The 15,568-nt window shown below is 57.4% G+C and carries 15 protein-coding genes and 4 pseudogenes; 5 read left to right on the forward strand and 14 right to left on the reverse strand.

The genetic code is table 11. From position 1 onward, the window contains the following. Positions 1-659: biotin synthase BioB (locus QT222_RS17620; protein WP_491477928.1), on the reverse strand; the 659-nt coding region annotated here is incomplete at its 3' end. A gap of 192 nt (positions 660-851) precedes the next feature. Here QT222_RS17620 and QT222_RS17625 point away from each other — a divergent pair. Next, positions 852-1,553 carry an SDR family oxidoreductase gene (locus tag QT222_RS17625; RefSeq protein ID WP_491477929.1) on the forward strand — a complete coding sequence of 234 codons (702 nt, stop codon included), beginning with the start codon at positions 852-854 and terminating at the stop codon, positions 1,551-1,553. Between the two features lie 107 nt (positions 1,554-1,660). On the opposite strand, the gene QT222_RS17630 is transcribed toward QT222_RS17625, so the two are convergent. Continuing rightward, complete coding sequence (locus QT222_RS17630) at positions 1,661-1,954, reverse strand: DUF5518 domain-containing protein (protein WP_491477936.1); 294 nt, start codon at positions 1,952-1,954, stop codon at positions 1,661-1,663. Continuing rightward, positions 1,931-2,357, reverse strand: a pseudogene (locus QT222_RS17635) (transposase domain-containing protein); the annotation flags it as partial. The gene QT222_RS17630 and the pseudogene QT222_RS17635, both read right to left, overlap by 24 nt. Positions 2,358-2,515: 158 nt before the next feature. Here QT222_RS17635 and QT222_RS17640 point away from each other — a divergent pair. Further along, positions 2,516-3,399 (forward strand): annotated as a pseudogene (locus tag QT222_RS17640) (IS1595 family transposase). A 92-nt stretch (positions 3,400-3,491) separates the two neighbouring features. Then, complete coding sequence (locus QT222_RS17645; RefSeq protein WP_491477930.1) at positions 3,492-4,076, forward strand: hypothetical protein; 585 nt, start codon at positions 3,492-3,494, stop codon at positions 4,074-4,076. 294 nt (positions 4,077-4,370) lie between these two features. On the opposite strand, the gene QT222_RS17650 is transcribed toward QT222_RS17645, so the two are convergent. Then, entirely contained in the window at positions 4,371-4,811 is a 441-nt protein-coding gene (locus QT222_RS17650) for a DUF5518 domain-containing protein (protein WP_491477931.1), read from the reverse strand. 124 nt (positions 4,812-4,935) lie between these two features. Then, positions 4,936-5,083 (reverse strand): annotated as a pseudogene (locus tag QT222_RS17655) (IS6 family transposase); the annotation flags it as partial. A gap of 345 nt (positions 5,084-5,428) precedes the next feature. On the opposite strand from QT222_RS17655, the gene QT222_RS17660 reads away from it, so the two are divergent. Further along, on the forward strand, positions 5,429-6,412 hold the full coding sequence (locus QT222_RS17660; RefSeq protein WP_049917383.1) for a DUF8054 domain-containing protein: 984 nt from the start codon (positions 5,429-5,431) through the stop codon (positions 6,410-6,412). A gap of 154 nt (positions 6,413-6,566) precedes the next feature. On the opposite strand, the gene QT222_RS17665 is transcribed toward QT222_RS17660, so the two are convergent. Then, the gene (locus QT222_RS17665; protein ID WP_491477932.1) at positions 6,567-7,385 is read right to left on the reverse strand and encodes an ABC transporter permease subunit; all 819 of its coding nucleotides are present in this window, start codon (positions 7,383-7,385) and stop codon (positions 6,567-6,569) included. Then, the gene (locus QT222_RS17670) at positions 7,382-8,308 is read right to left on the reverse strand and encodes an ABC transporter ATP-binding protein (RefSeq protein WP_004056364.1); all 927 of its coding nucleotides are present in this window, start codon (positions 8,306-8,308) and stop codon (positions 7,382-7,384) included. The genes QT222_RS17665 and QT222_RS17670 overlap by 4 nt, the downstream gene beginning before the upstream one ends. Positions 8,309-8,487: 179 nt before the next feature. Here QT222_RS17670 and QT222_RS17675 point away from each other — a divergent pair, with 179 nt between their 5' ends. Beyond that, complete coding sequence (locus QT222_RS17675) at positions 8,488-8,823, forward strand: DUF8153 family protein (protein ID WP_004056363.1); 336 nt, start codon at positions 8,488-8,490, stop codon at positions 8,821-8,823. 20 nt (positions 8,824-8,843) lie between these two features. Here QT222_RS17675 and QT222_RS17680 read toward each other — a convergent pair whose 3' ends face one another. The 7 genes and pseudogenes from QT222_RS17680 to QT222_RS17710 form a co-directional block, all read right to left on the reverse strand. Further along, positions 8,844-9,650 carry a DUF7260 family protein gene (locus QT222_RS17680; RefSeq protein ID WP_491477933.1) on the reverse strand — a complete coding sequence of 269 codons (807 nt, stop codon included), beginning with the start codon at positions 9,648-9,650 and terminating at the stop codon, positions 8,844-8,846. Between the two features lie 55 nt (positions 9,651-9,705). Further along, positions 9,706-10,317 (reverse strand): nitrous oxide reductase accessory protein NosL, encoded by a 612-nt coding sequence (locus QT222_RS17685; protein WP_491477934.1) that lies wholly within the window; start codon positions 10,315-10,317, stop codon positions 9,706-9,708. 4 nt (positions 10,318-10,321) lie between these two features. Next, the gene (locus QT222_RS17690; RefSeq protein WP_004056360.1) at positions 10,322-11,275 is read right to left on the reverse strand and encodes an ABC transporter permease; all 954 of its coding nucleotides are present in this window, start codon (positions 11,273-11,275) and stop codon (positions 10,322-10,324) included. Next, positions 11,272-12,267 carry an ABC transporter ATP-binding protein gene (locus tag QT222_RS17695; RefSeq protein ID WP_004056359.1) on the reverse strand — a complete coding sequence of 332 codons (996 nt, stop codon included), beginning with the start codon at positions 12,265-12,267 and terminating at the stop codon, positions 11,272-11,274. The genes QT222_RS17690 and QT222_RS17695 overlap by 4 nt, the downstream gene beginning before the upstream one ends. Next, complete coding sequence (gene nosD / locus QT222_RS17700; protein WP_491477935.1) at positions 12,254-13,639, reverse strand: nitrous oxide reductase family maturation protein NosD; 1,386 nt, start codon at positions 13,637-13,639, stop codon at positions 12,254-12,256. The genes QT222_RS17695 and nosD overlap by 14 nt, the downstream gene beginning before the upstream one ends. A 7-nt stretch (positions 13,640-13,646) precedes the next feature. Further along, positions 13,647-14,405 (reverse strand): hypothetical protein, encoded by a 759-nt coding sequence (locus QT222_RS17705; protein WP_014732654.1) that lies wholly within the window; start codon positions 14,403-14,405, stop codon positions 13,647-13,649. Between the two features lie 3 nt (positions 14,406-14,408). After that, a pseudogene (locus QT222_RS17710) lies at positions 14,409-15,568 on the reverse strand (TAT-dependent nitrous-oxide reductase); the annotation flags it as partial.

A 15,568-nucleotide genomic window follows, 5' to 3' on the forward strand; every position in this document is an offset into this window, starting at 1 on the left:
GTGTGTGACTCGCCCATCCCGAGGATAACCCCGGCACAGAGGTCCATCCCGCCCGACTTTGCGCGTTCGAGCGTCTTTACTCTGTCTTCGAACGAGCGCGTCGAGACGACTTCGGGGAAGTACCGAGGCGACGTTTCGATGTTGTGATTGTAGTGGTTGATTCCTTCTTCGGCGAGAATCTCGGCTTCTTCCTGGGTGAGGATACCGAGGCTCGCGTCCACTTCAATGTCCGTCTCGTCGCGGACGAGCCGAATCGCCTGAATCACCTCATCCCACTCATCAGGGCGTCTTTCCTTACTGACGCCCTTCTCGGCGACGACGATACCGAACCGCTGTGCGCCGTCGCGCTCGGCACGCTTCGCCGCGGCGAGGACTTCTTTGGGGCCAAGAAATCCGTAGGTTTCGATGCCGGTGTCGAAATGAACCGACTGCGCACAGAATCCGCAGTCTTCGGCACAGTTGCCGGCTTTGGCGTTGACGATACTACACGCGTCGACGGTGTCGTCACCGAAGTGCGACCGAACGACGTCAGCGGCTGGCGCAAGGTCTTCTACGGGTTGCGCCATCAGCGCTAACGCGTCCGTCCGGTCGAGTTGACCGCCGTCGAGTAGCGTCGTGACCGCGTCGTCGACTGTTCGATTACCTGTCTCGTAAACCACGTATCGAATCGCGGTTTACGAAATAGTAATTCTTTCGGGAGGGTCCCTCTCTGGGCAAACAATACCCGTCGATGAAGTTTTTTCACTGGCCAGTGCTGCGGCATATCCAACCACGAGGGGGCACTCGTCCGAGACTGTAGTCATGTTCCTCAACCTAGATGTTTATCTGACATCTTTCTCTACAGAGTAACTATGGATTTGACTGATACGGTCGCGGTCGTGACCGGTGCATCCTCGGGAATCGGGGAGGCGACGGCTAAAGCACTGGCCCGCGAGGGTTGTTTTGTTGTGCTGGTGGCCCGCCGTGAGGACCGACTGGAGAGGATCGCCGACGAGATCGAGAGTGACAGAACACTCGTCATTCCGACGGATGTCACCGACGAGGACGAAGTTACGGCGATGGTCGAAGAAACGCGGGAGGTATTCGGCTGTCTCGATATCCTCGTGAACAACGCCGGTGTACTCCGTGTTGACCCGGTTGCCGAGGCTGATATGGCTGACTTCCGAGAGCAGGTCGAGGTCAACCTACTCGGGGCGATGAACACAACTCACGCTGCGTTACCAGTCATGCTCGAATCAGAGCATGCTGATATCGTCACCGTCTCTTCGGTGAATGCCCGGCATCCCGCTAAAGAGGGGAGCGCGTACACGGCGACGAAATATGGTGTCAACGGGTTCTGTCGATCCCTCCGGAAGGAGATGGCCGACGAGCAAGTCCGCGTGACGATTGTCATGCCGGGACCAGTCGACTCCGAGATGCGAGACTGGGAGAACTGGGAGGGTCGGGCGCTAGAACCCACTGATGTTGCGGAGTCGATTGCGTTCGCCGTCTCTCGGCCTGAACACGTGGAAATCCCCGAGATAACTGTTAGTACGACCGACAAGCTCGGGTAGTCGGTGTTTGGTGTATTTTGTACAGTCTATCTGGCTCTACTACCCTCGCTCAAGCAGTTTCGGTCCGAATATACGCCGTAATCCACCACGGAGGAACATCCACACTACTATCGGAACAACACGCTGAAGTCCCGGGTATCCGAGTTCGACCCAGAGAAATGGCTGAGGCCGTGGTCGAGTGTGTCACCCACCGGAGTCGACCCAACCGAGATAAGTAACGAAATTACCAACCCAACAATCCCGCTGAGAAGTCCGACGTAGGTACCCGCCCACCGACCGTCCCCTTCTAGATAGCCGGCTAAGCCGCCGCCGAGCAGTGACTTGCCGGGGAGCGACGGAAACACAACCGGGACAATCGCTCCAATTGCGATGTGGATTCGACGGTTCGCATCCATACTCATCCACGAATTGTAGAAGCTATCGATTCGAATTTAAGGGTGTGAGGCCACTTTTCGATGAAGTTTTGTTCGATGTAGTCGAGTCGACTACTCAATCCTACTCGGGACAGGACAGTCTGATAGCCGTGCCATCAGCGAGAAACACAGCCTCGAGAGGTCGTACTTCTTAGTGAGTCGCGGAGAAACGGAGCAGGCGGATCAGTTCCATGTCGTCCAAACAATCCGACATCGTGACTCAGTTTGTGCCGATATCTATTGCAGCGTTTGCCATTGGCTTTGACAACGGTCTCGTCCACTTTTATTTCTCTAGGCGAATACCCAGTCGAGTAGAGTTGGACAGCGAACGCTCCCACGTTTCTTCTAAATCCGCCGTAAAGAACTCGCTGAGCAGGTCTGCGAGCGACATCGCAAATTCACTCAATGACCTGTACATTTCTCAAACTGGCTTAACTAGACAGTGCCTACTATTTGGAGACGCTCATCTGTAGGAGATTGTTGATACAGTTCTGCTGTTGCTCTCGAATCGAAGAGGGCAAGGACACCGCGCAGCGGTGTCCAACACGAATGATTCCGCTCGATGTGTTTGGCTCGGAATCGCTCGCAGCGGACCTGCTCCAACAGGTTCGCTGGCGTGACGGCGTTTCCTGCCCCCGCTGCCGTTCTGACCGAACGGTCAGAAACGGCAGCTATGGGGCGTTTCAACGCTATCTCTGTAAGAATTGCGACCGCACGTTCAACGATAAGACGGGCACGATTTTCGCGCACTCGAAGGTTGCGCTCCGCAAGTGGCTGTTCTCGATCTACGCGTTCTTGCGGTTCAACACGAGTCTCCGCCAACTTCAGCGAGAGATCGGTGTAACCTACAAGACGATGCATCGTCGCGTCGAGCGCTTCATCAGAGCGCTCGACGCGCCTCAACTCGACCTCGTTGGACCGGTCGAAATCGACGAAGTGTACGTCTCTGCGGGATTGAAAGGCCGCGAGCGCGACCAACCGTCGCGCTCGCGTGGCCTGTCCACGCGCTGACGAGGTTCGTACGAGGGGGACAAACCACCGGTTTTACCATCGTCGACCGTGGAACGGGACAGCGGTACGTCGTCCCAGCGAAATCCGCTGACGAATCGACAGTGCGACTCCTGCTGGCTGACCACGAGGAGGAGTCGCTGACCGTCTACACCGACGGATTTCGGGCATACGATCCACTTGAGGACGACGACGAATTTACCCGCGAATACGTCGTCCACGGTGACGGTGAATACGCTGATGTAGACGTTCACGTCAACACCTGCGAGAGCCACGCGTCGCTGGTGCGACGGTGGCTCTCGCCGCATCAAGGCGTCTCGAAGGACAAGTTGACACAGTATCTTCGCGCCTTCCAGCTACGCAGCGAACTCTTCAGAAAACCCGGTCGAGAAGCACTCAAACACGCTGTCGAAGCGACTCTCTGAAATCAACAATGTGCTACACATGAGCGATTTGGAGATGACAATAGAAACTAATAAACAGATTTATAATACTATAGTATAGTCATTTGATTGGAATGTCTGACAAGAATTCCAGACCAAGCGATGGCAAAAGTACTCGACGAGATATGCTTAAAATTGCTGTAGGGACCGGTATCAGTTCTGTTGGACTTTCGGGACTAGCTTCTGCAAATGAAGCCAGAGCATCTGAACCCCCTCAAGAGAGGGATCCTGAAGAGGTATTCGATAAAGAGATACTTGATAAATCTGATGAAGAACTGGAACGGATGAAACAAAATGCATGGAATAAGGGCGGTGATGACCCATTCTCCATGCAAATTGATGAGAATTGCATTGCTGATGAGCTAAATCTTGATCGACTGCCTCTGATTGAAATCGACGTCTGTCTACTTGACAGACCATGCGGTGTCAGTGCAACCGTTGGCGCCTTAGGACAGAGTGAAACAGCAGAGTTAGTCAGTTGTTCAAAATACTGCCGTTCGATCAGTTTGAATTTTGGTGCAGAACTTCTTGATGTTCAAGTCTGCTATGACCACGATGCTTCCGAGTTAACAGTTGAAATTGAACACTGCAACTGGCGTCCCTCCCGTGGATTCCGTTGTCCGACAGACACAAAGAAAACAATTGATCTTGATTGGTAGATAGATAAGATCTTACGCGATTTTTATTATTTCTATTGCCTAAACTATATAGTATGAATGTCATTATTTAGTTAGTGAACACCTCGATGGGTGTTCGTCCATCGAGCGCTTGATACGATCGTTGGTAGTTATAGTGTTGCGTGAATTTCATGAACCGTCGTTATGTTCTTTATTTACGTCACTATATTTGTCTCAAATTGAATTCTACCTAACAGACACATGCATCAAGTCCACCCTAAACAGTAGTTACAGAAAAAATGTTATTCAACAAAATCAAATAGTATCCAAGTGAGTTTAGGCCGATGATGGTTTTCCTTTTGTCCCATTAATTCTTCGACCAACCCACTCACCAATGATACCGCCTATTGCACCAATTACGCCATACAGTAGGATGAATAGACCCGTTACTAAAGCTAAAAAGAAAATAGCAAGCCCCCCGCTGAACAAGGTGTGAGTTCCTCCTGCGAGCTTGAGAAGGAAATTAAATGATCCGACTAGCACTCCTCCGCTAGCAATAAGCCCCGCTCGCCATCCAAGACGCCAACTTGTCTCAGAGTGATGACCAAATATGATGCCCACAACAATACCTCCCACTAAGGGAGGTGTCACACCACTTTCATCAATGATTGACCATTGGATCAATAATGACAATGGAACTGAAATTAATCCTGTGGCGATGGGATATCTCCATGTTGGTTCACGGAGAATACGTCTGATCTCTTCTCGAATTCGCATAGAATCATTTCTCATGGGTTCGTGTTAAATGTTGCTCAAATAACCTCTTGTGTAGTGGTCATGAATCTTCCTTGACTTGATTATAGGGTAAAAGGTGATAGAATTTGTCAGAGACAGTCACTATCTAGTTAGTGGCCTCCTCGGCGGGTGTTCGTCCATCGAGCGCTTGATACGATCGTTGGTAGTTATAGTGTTGTGTGAATTACATGAAATTGCATGAACCACTCGCGGACGCTCCGGTGACTGCCCCCCCAGGAATTATGGAAGCGGTCGTGTGAAGTTGGACGGCTACCCCTGTCAGGGGTTCGCTGTCCGCTCACGCCCCCAAATCTCCTCATAATCCGCCACAAAACACTCGCTGACCAGGTCTGCGATCATTCTAACCAACTAACTCAACGACCTGCACGTTCCTCAAACTAGCTTAACTAGACAGTGCCCTTCAAAAATGACCGAAGTCCACCTCGTATGTTGATCTGTAAATTTTGTCACCTGTGACAGATGTCGACTTAGAAACGCTCATCAACGGTAAACTACCTGGCGTAACTGACGACCGACACGATATCTAGTCAGTCCTCAGGCAAAAAATAGATAACTGACTGACTCTTTCTGGTACTCATATGAAGATTGATGTGGTGGATGCGCTCCATCAGCCGGAATACACCGGCGAAAACAGGTGTGAGCCATGTACGTTGTTGAATCTGATTATCGCAGCGATACTCGGCTCCGTCGTCGCGCGGAAATCGAAACTCGGCGGCGTCATTGCCGTCGGAATCTCGATTGGACTCATCTATCTCCGCGGCTACCTCGTCCCCGGAACGCCGACGTTGACGAAGCGGTACCTCCCGCCGGAAGTCCTCCGGTGGTTCGGAAAGGACCCGGAACCAGCGCTTGCATCCGGACTTGGCGGCGGCAAGACGACTGCTCCCGCTTCGGGCAACTCGTCGCAGTCGGACGCCAAGGACACGTCGTCGACAACCACTGAGTCGGCAGCAACCGACAACGGGTCACCTGCTGACAGCGAAGACGCGACCAACGGTGAGGCCGACGCTCCCGAGCACGAACAGGTCGCCTCGGGAGACGACCTTGAGACGTTCTTTATGAACCACGACATCCTCGAACCCTGTGCGGACGCAGACGACCTCTGTTTGACCGACGACTTCGAGACGGCGTGGGCGGAGGCGACTGACCCGCTTGTCGATTCGGAGATTACAGCCGAAACGGTCGCTGACGCCTTCGGAATCGAGGCTGACGACGACCAGGACCTCGAACTCGTCACACGCGACGAGGCGCAGATTCTCCAATCCGAGTCGGCGTGGATGGGTCAGTGGCCGTCCCGTGCGGCACTCATCGCGGACGTCGCGGCGAGTAGCGTGCTTCAGTCCCGGGTCCCGGGCTGGGACGACTACGACCCAGAAGAGAAAGGTCCCGTTCTCAACGGCCTTCGGATGTTCCTCGAAACGTGTCCGACCACGGGCGGCGACATCCACATGGGCGAAGAAGTCGTCGAGTCGTGCTGTAGTTCGCACAAGGTCATCGCCGTTACCTGCGAGGATACCGGCGAACGACTCTTCGAACACCAACTTCCCGACGCGGAAGTCTAATCGGTTCGCTGGTTTTCCGTTACTTGCTGGTGTTCTTGGCAGTTGTAACCGTGCCAACTGTATCTCCGTAATTGTCACTCCGTCTGTATTCATCCCTCGTCTGATTCAGTGCCCTATCGGGCAGTCCGAGAGGCAAAAATAGCAGCGACGGCGCTTACGAGAGTTCTGCGCTCTCGAACCGCCAGAGACCGAACGCCAGCGGAAGGACGAGCCAGCAGAGGAGTACCAGCCCGGCGAACCACCATTCCGACCAGACTGTCGTGGGCGTCCCACCGGACCCCATCACCGTCGATGTAAGCGTCGAGAATGCGCTCTTCGGATTGATGGCACTGATAAACCCAACGACCTGTTCTCGCAGGACCTCGGTACCGACGTCGTATCTGGCGAGAACGATGCTCAGCCCGAACGTAAACACGCTCCAAAGCAGATTGAACAGGACGATGAGACCGAACCCGATAGCGACGACGATACTCTCGGAGTTGACGCCCGACGACAGGCCGACGCTCACACTGACGAACGCCGCTCCCAAGACGAGCGCGAGGAGCAGGACCCCGATGTAATGCATCGGTGTCATCGACCCACCGAGAGCGACTATCGTGATGCCACCGGCGAGGGCGCCGATGACCGTTGCGACGGAGACGATGGCGGTTCGGCCGATGAATTTCCCCAGCACGACATCCGAGCGCGTGTGCGGCAGCGACAACAGGAGTTTGATACTCCCGGTCGACCGTTCACCGACGACAGACCGATAGCCGATGAACATTCCGATGACGGGAAGCAGAAACCCAATCGGTGAAACTATCGCGGCCGTGAACGCGGCTTCTCCCAATTGGCCACCAACGAACGTTCCGACTTTCGTAAAGAGTGCCGACATTCCGGTGAAGAAGATGACGAATGCAGCGACGAGACCGAGCAGTCGCCACGACCGGATTGCATCCTGCACGTCCTTTTTTGCGACTGTGATGACGCTCATTCTGCCGCCACCTCCCCGCTCGTGTACGTGCTAAACAGGTCTTCGAGCGACTCTTCGTCCGTCTCGAAATCGCGGACCTCGACGCCGGTCGCGTCGATTGCTTCGAGCACGGGGAGCTTCGATTCGGCGTTGAGTTGCACCATGAGTTTGTTGTCTCCGGTCTTGACGTTCGTGACGCCGTCGACGGACTGCGCCGCCGCAACGCTCTCGTCAGTGAGTGATGACACGGTTACGGTCAGCACCGACTCGGCGTCGACCTGCTGTTGCAGGTCGTCAATCGAGTTCTCGGCCACGAGTCTGCCATCCCGGAGGATGCCAACGCGGTCGCAGATTGCTTCGACCTGTTCGAGGATGTGACTCGAAAAGAAAACCGTCGCCCCGCGGCGGTTCTCTTCGAGAATTATTTCGCGCATCTCCATCGCGCCGTTCGGGTCGAGTCCGGTGGACGGTTCGTCGAGGATAATCAACTCGGGACTCCCGACGAGCGCCATCGCAAGGACGAGTCGCTGTGTCATCCCTTTGGAGTAGCCACCGGCTTTCCTGTCTGCCGCGTCGAGAATCCCGACCCGTTCGAGGAGTTCCTCGGCGTCATCGTCGGCGTTCTTCGATTCGATTGCGAACTCGAGATGCTGTCTCCCGGTCAGGCGTTCGTAGGGCCGAAACGCATCGGGAAGGACGCCGATGCGCTCTCGGATTGTCGCCGACTCGGCTTGGGCGTCGTGCCCGAGAACTGTGACGTCCCCGGATGTCGGTGGCAGGAAATCAAGGAGGATGTTAATCGCAGTGGACTTCCCAGCGCCATTCGGCCCGAGGAAGCCGTATATCTCCCCCTCTTGGACCGTAAGGTCGAGTCCTTCGAGGGCAGTGACGGAACCAAACTCCTTGGTAACGCCACTGAATCGTATCGCGGGGGTGTTCGACATGCTGACTCAGTCTCTGTCCCGGTACCATATAGTGGGTATTCGCGTTTTTCTGGGTCAGAAAATTACCGAATGTGGTTGTTGATTATAAATCATCATTCTCGTGTCGACAATTAGTGTGGCTCCTTCGCACATTCATATCATATGAATAGTATTTTCCTCGTCCTCCCTATTTATCGAATATGCACGGTGTCTTCCGGTACAGCATCGGTCTTACTCTGAGTTTCCTTCTTACGGTAACCATCTACCACTACTTCGACGATGCGTATCTCATGGTTTATTTCTCGATTTTTCTCGTCTATACGTTCTCCATTGCACTCGTTCTCGTCGACCCGCGTTACGTTGCCAACCCGAGTGACAGAAAACACCGAAGGCTCGGCGGTATCGGGGGCGGCGTCGGAGCGTTTACCTTTTCGTCGCTGCTACAGGTCTCGATTCCACTCGGCGTGTTAGGGTGGGGAATGCTAGTATTCGGCATCGTTTACGGCGTCCTGTCCGCGCGTGGTGACGAAGGATGAGTAGAAGTCCGACGCCCGACTCAGACGCGCCGAGTGAGCTGGTCTCTGATTTCACGTTGCCGGTCGGCGTATTCCGCATCTAACTCGACTACCGTCGCCAAGACCGGATAATTCGTCTGGAAGTCGCCGTACAGATACTCGGCGAGGCTGTCGTGGGAGACTCGCGCTTGTGCATTACTGGCAGCCGTTCCGTGTACGTCCCGCTGTCGCCTCTGACTCATTCGCTCGCACTTTTTCCGTGCCAGCGCTACTTCCTCGTAGTACGACCGCAGTTCGTCGAACGACCAGTATAGCAACCAAGCCTCCTTGTCGGGGTCTTCGTCGTCTACGAGCGCTTTCATGTCCGCGAGCGCAGTTTCAACCGACTCTCGTTCGGCCTCTAGCGCTTGCTCCATCGATTGCAGCTCTGCCCGCCGCGCCGTCGCCGACGCGATAACCGCGTTTCGCAACTCCGCCGAGTACGTCGTCCCGCTGTTCGGTGCCAGTGCGATGGCGATTTCGGCTCCGAGTTCTTCCCGGATGGTCGTGAGCAGTGGCTCGTTTGCCTCGACATCGACGACGCTGTGCGGGCGAACTGTCTCTTCGAACGCGGTACGAATCTGCCGACAGCAGTCGGCGTGTGCCCCCGCCTGAAACGGTCGGTTCGTCACCGCGGCAGTCTGCCCCGTCGTCGCTTGCGGCGCGCTTACAGCCTGCCTCTCCGAGTGCGCCGGGAAGTTGCGAACGCTGGCTCGGAACTCGTCGACTGCCTTGGATTTCTGTACGATGTGTTCCAATTCGCACGAGATTCGGTCCAGCGCATCGTAGAGACGCTGAAACCGGTTCATCCGAAGCACCTCGGTCGTCCGTGTCCGAGACCGGAATCACCGGGAGCGAACGACGTTAGGACCGGTCGAGATACGCTGTGAGCCACTCGCGTGTCACCTCGTCGAAGCCCATCGTCGAACCGCCGTGTGTGGATGCAAACGTGTCCGCGTCGTCGGCCGACGAAAACGGTAGTAGTTCTTTTCCCATTCCGCCGTGGATACTGCTTTCGACGACGTAGGTCATCTCGGACGCGTCGCCGAACGTGTCGGCATCGGTGTGCGTCGAAATGTACGTCTCTCCGTCCTCCTCGGTGAGTTCGTATTCGACGGCCGAGTAGTCGGTCACGTAGATGACGGTGGCCCTCCACCCTCGTCGCTCGTGGTCGAAGTAGTAGGGAAACAGCCCCATACTGAGCGTGTGGAACCACGCCGGGTTGTCGTGGCCGTCCGGCGAGTGGTCGCGGTAGAACACCTGCCCATTCGGACCGAAATGTTCGCCGATGACCATCCCACCGCTGTCGTCTTGCTTGCCGCCGGAGAGGTCGATTGGCTCTGGGACTGGTTCGTCGGCCGTCTTGTTTCCGCCGAGACAGCCGGTTATCCCGACAAGAGCGCCTGCCCCGATTGCGCCGAGAAGTCCCCGTCGAGTCCGTTTGCTTTGCGTATCCTTGTTGTTATTCTGATTCATATCTTCATAGACTCCGTCGCCGAATCAGTCGAGTAGCGATTCCAACGGGGGTGACAATCCACGCCAGCGCACCGACGATGAGAACCGACGTCGAGAGGTCGGTTTGGGCGACAACTGCAGTCATCCCGCTTCCGGCCGAGTTGATGCCGGAGAGAACGAACACGCGGAAGATGTCGATAGGATTTGCGAGTACGAGTCCCGACAGCGCCACGCTCGGCAGGTCGAATGCGGTGATGAGACCGAGCGCGGCGAGGTCGTACCCGAAGACCAACCAGACCCACACGAGGAGTGCGATTCCGAGTGCATGGGTCTTCTCGGACGCGACCGTCGAGACGAGGACGCTGACCGCGAGGAACGCGAGACCCAGACAGACGGTTCCGAACAGGACGTTCGCGTACAACGCCCACGGGACCGTATTCGAACGGAGGAACAGCGCGATACCCCCGAGACCGAATCCGACGCTCGTCGCCGCCGCGAGCGAGGCCGCACGTCCGAGGAAGGTACCGAAGACGACACGAGACCGCGAAACCGGGAGCGCGAACACCATATCGAGCCAGCCCGTCTCTTCGGCACCGACAATCGCGTCGAAACCGTAGACCAGCGCCGCAAGCGGGACGAGGTACGTCGAAAGCGACGCGAGACTGACGATGACCGCGTCGATGCGCATCGGCCCGGGTCCGGTTCCACCAAACCCGACGACGAGAAGCGAGAGCAGTCCGAACAGTGCAGTCAGCGCGAGCGTCCACCGACTCCGAAGCGAGAGACGGTATTCGAGCGCGGCAATCGCACGAATCTGTCCGTTACTACCGAGCACAGTCGAACGTGCCGTGTTTGGTGCATTCTCGTGTCCCATCGTTACGCCTCCGTCGGTTTCCGTCGCCGTTGGCGGCCGCTTGTCGCCCGTCGTCGGCGAATCCCGTTCGTTTGCTGTCGGTGGTTTTTGGTCGTCTCTCGTCATGCGTGCTCACCGGCCAGTTCGCGCGGTTGTTCGGCACCGGTGTCTTCTTGGTCCGAATCCGGACCCTCTTCGGATTCCCGAAGCGTCTGTTCGAAGACGCGCTCGAGACCGGGTTCACGGACATCGTATCCGTCAATGGGGACCGCCTCGGTGAGATCCGACAGTAGCGCCGGAATCTCGTCCGGATAGCAGTCGATAACGACCCCGTGGCCGTCGTAGTCCGTCGACTGGACTGTCCCACCACGGGCCGAAACGACTGACTGAATGTCGTCGATTGATGCCCCGTCGCCGAGTCGAATCCGAACGCGAGCCTCGTCTGTCACCTGCCGCCGCAGTTCGTCTATCGTCCCGGATGCGCGGAGTTGCCCGTCGTGCAGGATGGCGACTCGCTCGCAGAGCGACTCGATTTCCGAGAGTACGTGCGACGAGACGACGACCGTGAGGTCTGGTTTGGCGTCGAGACGTTCGATAACGCGGTGGAACGCGGCAACGCCTCGTGGGTCGAGTCCGGCCGTTGGTTCGTCCAGCAGCAGGATACGAGGCTGTGAGAGGAGTGCTGCAGCCAATCCGAGCCGCCGGGTCATCCCGTTCGAGTAGCCGCCGACGCGGCGGTCGGCGGCATCCGAGAGTCCGACGACGTCGAGCACGGTCTCGATTCGATTCTCCGCCTCGGGGAGATTGTGCATCCGCGCGTGGAACGAGAGAATCTCTCGCCCGGTGAGCGACGCGGGGAACCCCGCGTGCTCGGGGAGGTACCCGACGATGCTCCGAAGCTCTGGGCCGGCAGTCGAGACGTCGGTGCCCGCGACCGAGACGGTCCCGTCGTCCGGTCGGATGTGACCGACCAGTAGTTTGAACAGCGTCGACTTTCCGGCCCCGTTCGTCCCGAGGAGACCGAAGGTCGTCCCCGATTCGACGGCGAGCGAAAGCCCGTCGAGTGCCGTAACGCCGCTATACTCCTTTCTCACACCGGTGACCTCAATCGCGTACATAATATCGTCTCCAACGTTCGTGTGGTGGCTCCGAGAGCGGGTGGTGGTCGACGATTCCGGGAACGTCGATAACCGGGAATGAGCTCTCGGCCAGTCTGAGCGCGTCGAACGCCGGACTCGACGCGAATACAGCAGCCTGCGGGTGGTCGTAGAGTAGCTGTTCGACGAGTCCAGCGGGGCGGTGCCGGACATCGTTGACGCCGTCGGCATCGACATCCGAATCTCGCGCATCCGACCAGTAGTTCCCGCGTGTGCTCCCGTTCCACGCCATGCGCTCGCCGACGAGTGCCCGGACCGACTCGTCGTTGTTGATGAAACCATTCTCCGAGACGTTCGGGCTCGAACTTCCCGCGGTGAAGTACGCGCCGACCCGGTTTTCGAGGACGAGATTGTTAGTCAGCGTGTTGTTGACCGAATTGAACACGTACAGGCCGTTTCCGTTGCCGACGACCTCGTTCCCGTCGACCACCGAGTGGTCGATGCGCTTCAGGAGGATACCGTGACCGCTCGTCCCGGTGTTGTTCACTGCGACGTTACGGATGACTCGGATGCGCTCTGAGAGCATCACGGCGTAGCCGGCGTCGTTGTCGAAGGCGACGTTGTCCACGAGGACGCAGTCGTCCGAATACATGTAGTGGACGCCGTATCGAAGGTTCCACATCGTGTTGTTCCGCGCGGTCACGCCCGACGCCCACGAGTAGTAGATGCCGTCTCGCGTGTCGGTGATGCGGTTGTCGACGAGCGTCGCGTCGTCGGTCTTCCACACTTGAATGCCGTTTCCGCGATACGAACGCGGTTCGACCGACTCGCGTCCGACGATGGTGTTGTTCTCGATGTGAGCACCGGAGACGCCGTCGAGCCAGATGCCGAAGGTTGCTGCGGTGACGCGACTGTCGGCAATCGTCGTGTTCGTCCCGTTGACCCAGATTCCGGCGTCGTTTTCGGACGTGTCGTAGCCGGAGTTGTGGACCCAGACGCGCCGGAGCGTGATGTCGTCTCCGTCGAGCGTGAGCACGTCACCGGTTCCGTTCCCATCGATTCGGGCGACGTATCCGGGTTCGCTGACGAGCGTAACGTTCGCCGTGCTGACGACGACGTGCTCGTCAAATTCGCCCCGGAGCAGGACTCGGTCACCCGACTCCGCCGCATCGACGGCGGCCTGCAGCGACGCGTACGACTCGTCGTCGACGGTTGCACGCCCCCGCTTGGCGGGTGGGTCAAACGAATACTCGTCTGGCACCGTCGCATCGAACGCCACGTTCCTGTCTGTCTGCGCGTGAGTCGTGGCCATCCCGACAACGACGCCGACACCGGAAGCGACGAGGATGACACTCGCGACGACCGCAAACAATCGGGTGATGGTGGCGTTCATGGAATTCTCACTGTTGGTCTGTTGGGACGTTCGGCTCTCCGTCCTGCGTTCTTGCCTCGTCGGGTGCCGACGTTCTTCCGCCTGCAATTCGCCGTCGACCCGATGCGACGAGCGTCGAGAGCGTGGCGTCGGTGTCGCGGTAGTAGTACGCCACGAACAGGAGTCCGATGGCGACAATCGTCAGGTACGCACCGGTTCCGAACCGGGAGTAGCTGGTGATGTTCGCAACCTCGTATTTCCCCCACAGCGGCGGGGTGAAGGGGTCGACACCTATCACGGGTGCTTCCGGGTCGAGGCTGTGGCCGGTCTGGTAGAGTCGATACTGGATATCGACCACCATCACGGTGAACACGGTTATCGCCCCGGCGAGTTGGTACCGCAGTCCGCGCTTGAGTTTCTCGACGGTTGGCGCAATGGATACGAACAGCCCCGTCGCGGCGACCACCAGAAACGCGAGCGGCCCGAGCGACCACTCGGGAACGTCGACTGCGGCCGCCTTCGGTTCGTAATTCGGTTGCCAGTACACCGGGTCCGGGTAGTAGAACCCGATATACTTGTTGAGACGGGCCATTTCGACGTAGTCTCCGCGGATGTGCGGATACGCGAACAGGTCGAGGTGAAGTATCTCGTTCGGGTACTGCGCGGCGTGGACCGTAATCGACCACATCGGCAGCAGCAGGGCGCTGACAAATAACAGCGCCGCTAACGCCGGTAGCCCCCGGCGCAACTGGGTAAACTCGTCGAGACTCGGTGGTCGGTAGTTCATCGTCTAGGTTCTCGGTTCGACAATCATCCGCGAGCGCATCTCGAGGTGGAGCGCGCTGCAGAAGTACGTACAGTAGATCCAGTACACACCAGGCTTATCAGCCGTGAACGTGGCTTCGCGGGTGTCCTGCGGCGCGAGTGCGAGGTGCACGTTGTGCTCGGGAATGGCGAGTCCGTGGACGATGTCTTGGCTTCCTTCAATGTTCGTGGCGGTGAGCGTGACCTCGTCGCCTTCTTTGACCGTGAAGTCACGGAGTCCGTACTCACTGCGCTTGACCGACGTGTACACCTCGACGGTTTCCTCGTCGATGCGTTCGACGCGCGAGTTGCTTTCTTTGACGTACTCCTTTTCGCCCTCGTAATCCGCGGCATCCCACGTCTTCGCCGGCTGAATCTTGTCTTTCGCCGCGAAGATTGCGTCGTGCGGTTCGGGGTACACCGGGTGGTCCGAGACGAGTTCCATTCCACCGGTCTCGTCGTCCTTGTCGTTGCCGATGTAGATGAGCTGGTCGTTGTCGGGGTAGATTGGCCCGACCGGGAGGAACCGGTCTTTCGAGAGCTTGTTCAGGACGACGAGCCAGTCGCCGGTCGGCTCGGTCGACATCGCCTGAATCGCCTGAATGTGACCGGGATTGTAGTGCACGTCTATCTTCCCGAGGATGGCGTCTTCGGACTTCTTCGGCGAGTTAATCGCGGTTTCGATGTCCCACTTGACGACCTGCGAGTCGATGAACAGTGACGTGTACGCGTGCCCACGACCGTCGTAGGTGGTGTGAAGCGGGCCGAGACCGAGTTTCGGCTGGCCGACGATGGTATCTTTCGGGTCGGACGCCGTGCCGAGTTTTTCGATGTCGATGATGGACACCGTCGGCGAGAGCTTTCCGGCGACCATCGCGTACTTGCCGTTCGGCTCGACTTCGACACAGTGTGGCGACTTGGGTGTCGGGACGTACCGGACAATCGGGTTGTCGCCCTTGTTGAGTGAGCTTTCTTTCGTCCCATCGACGACCGGAATCCCGTTTACCTTCTTGTAGTTGCCCGCGTCGACCGCCTTCTGAATCGCCGGCACGTCGAACGCCTTGACGAAGTCGCGGTCGTTCTTCGTCATCTCCTCGATTTCGACACCCTCTTCGTCGTTGTAGGCGCTCGAAATCGCCCACCGGC

The organism is Haloferax sp. s1 (genome assembly GCF_058382125.1).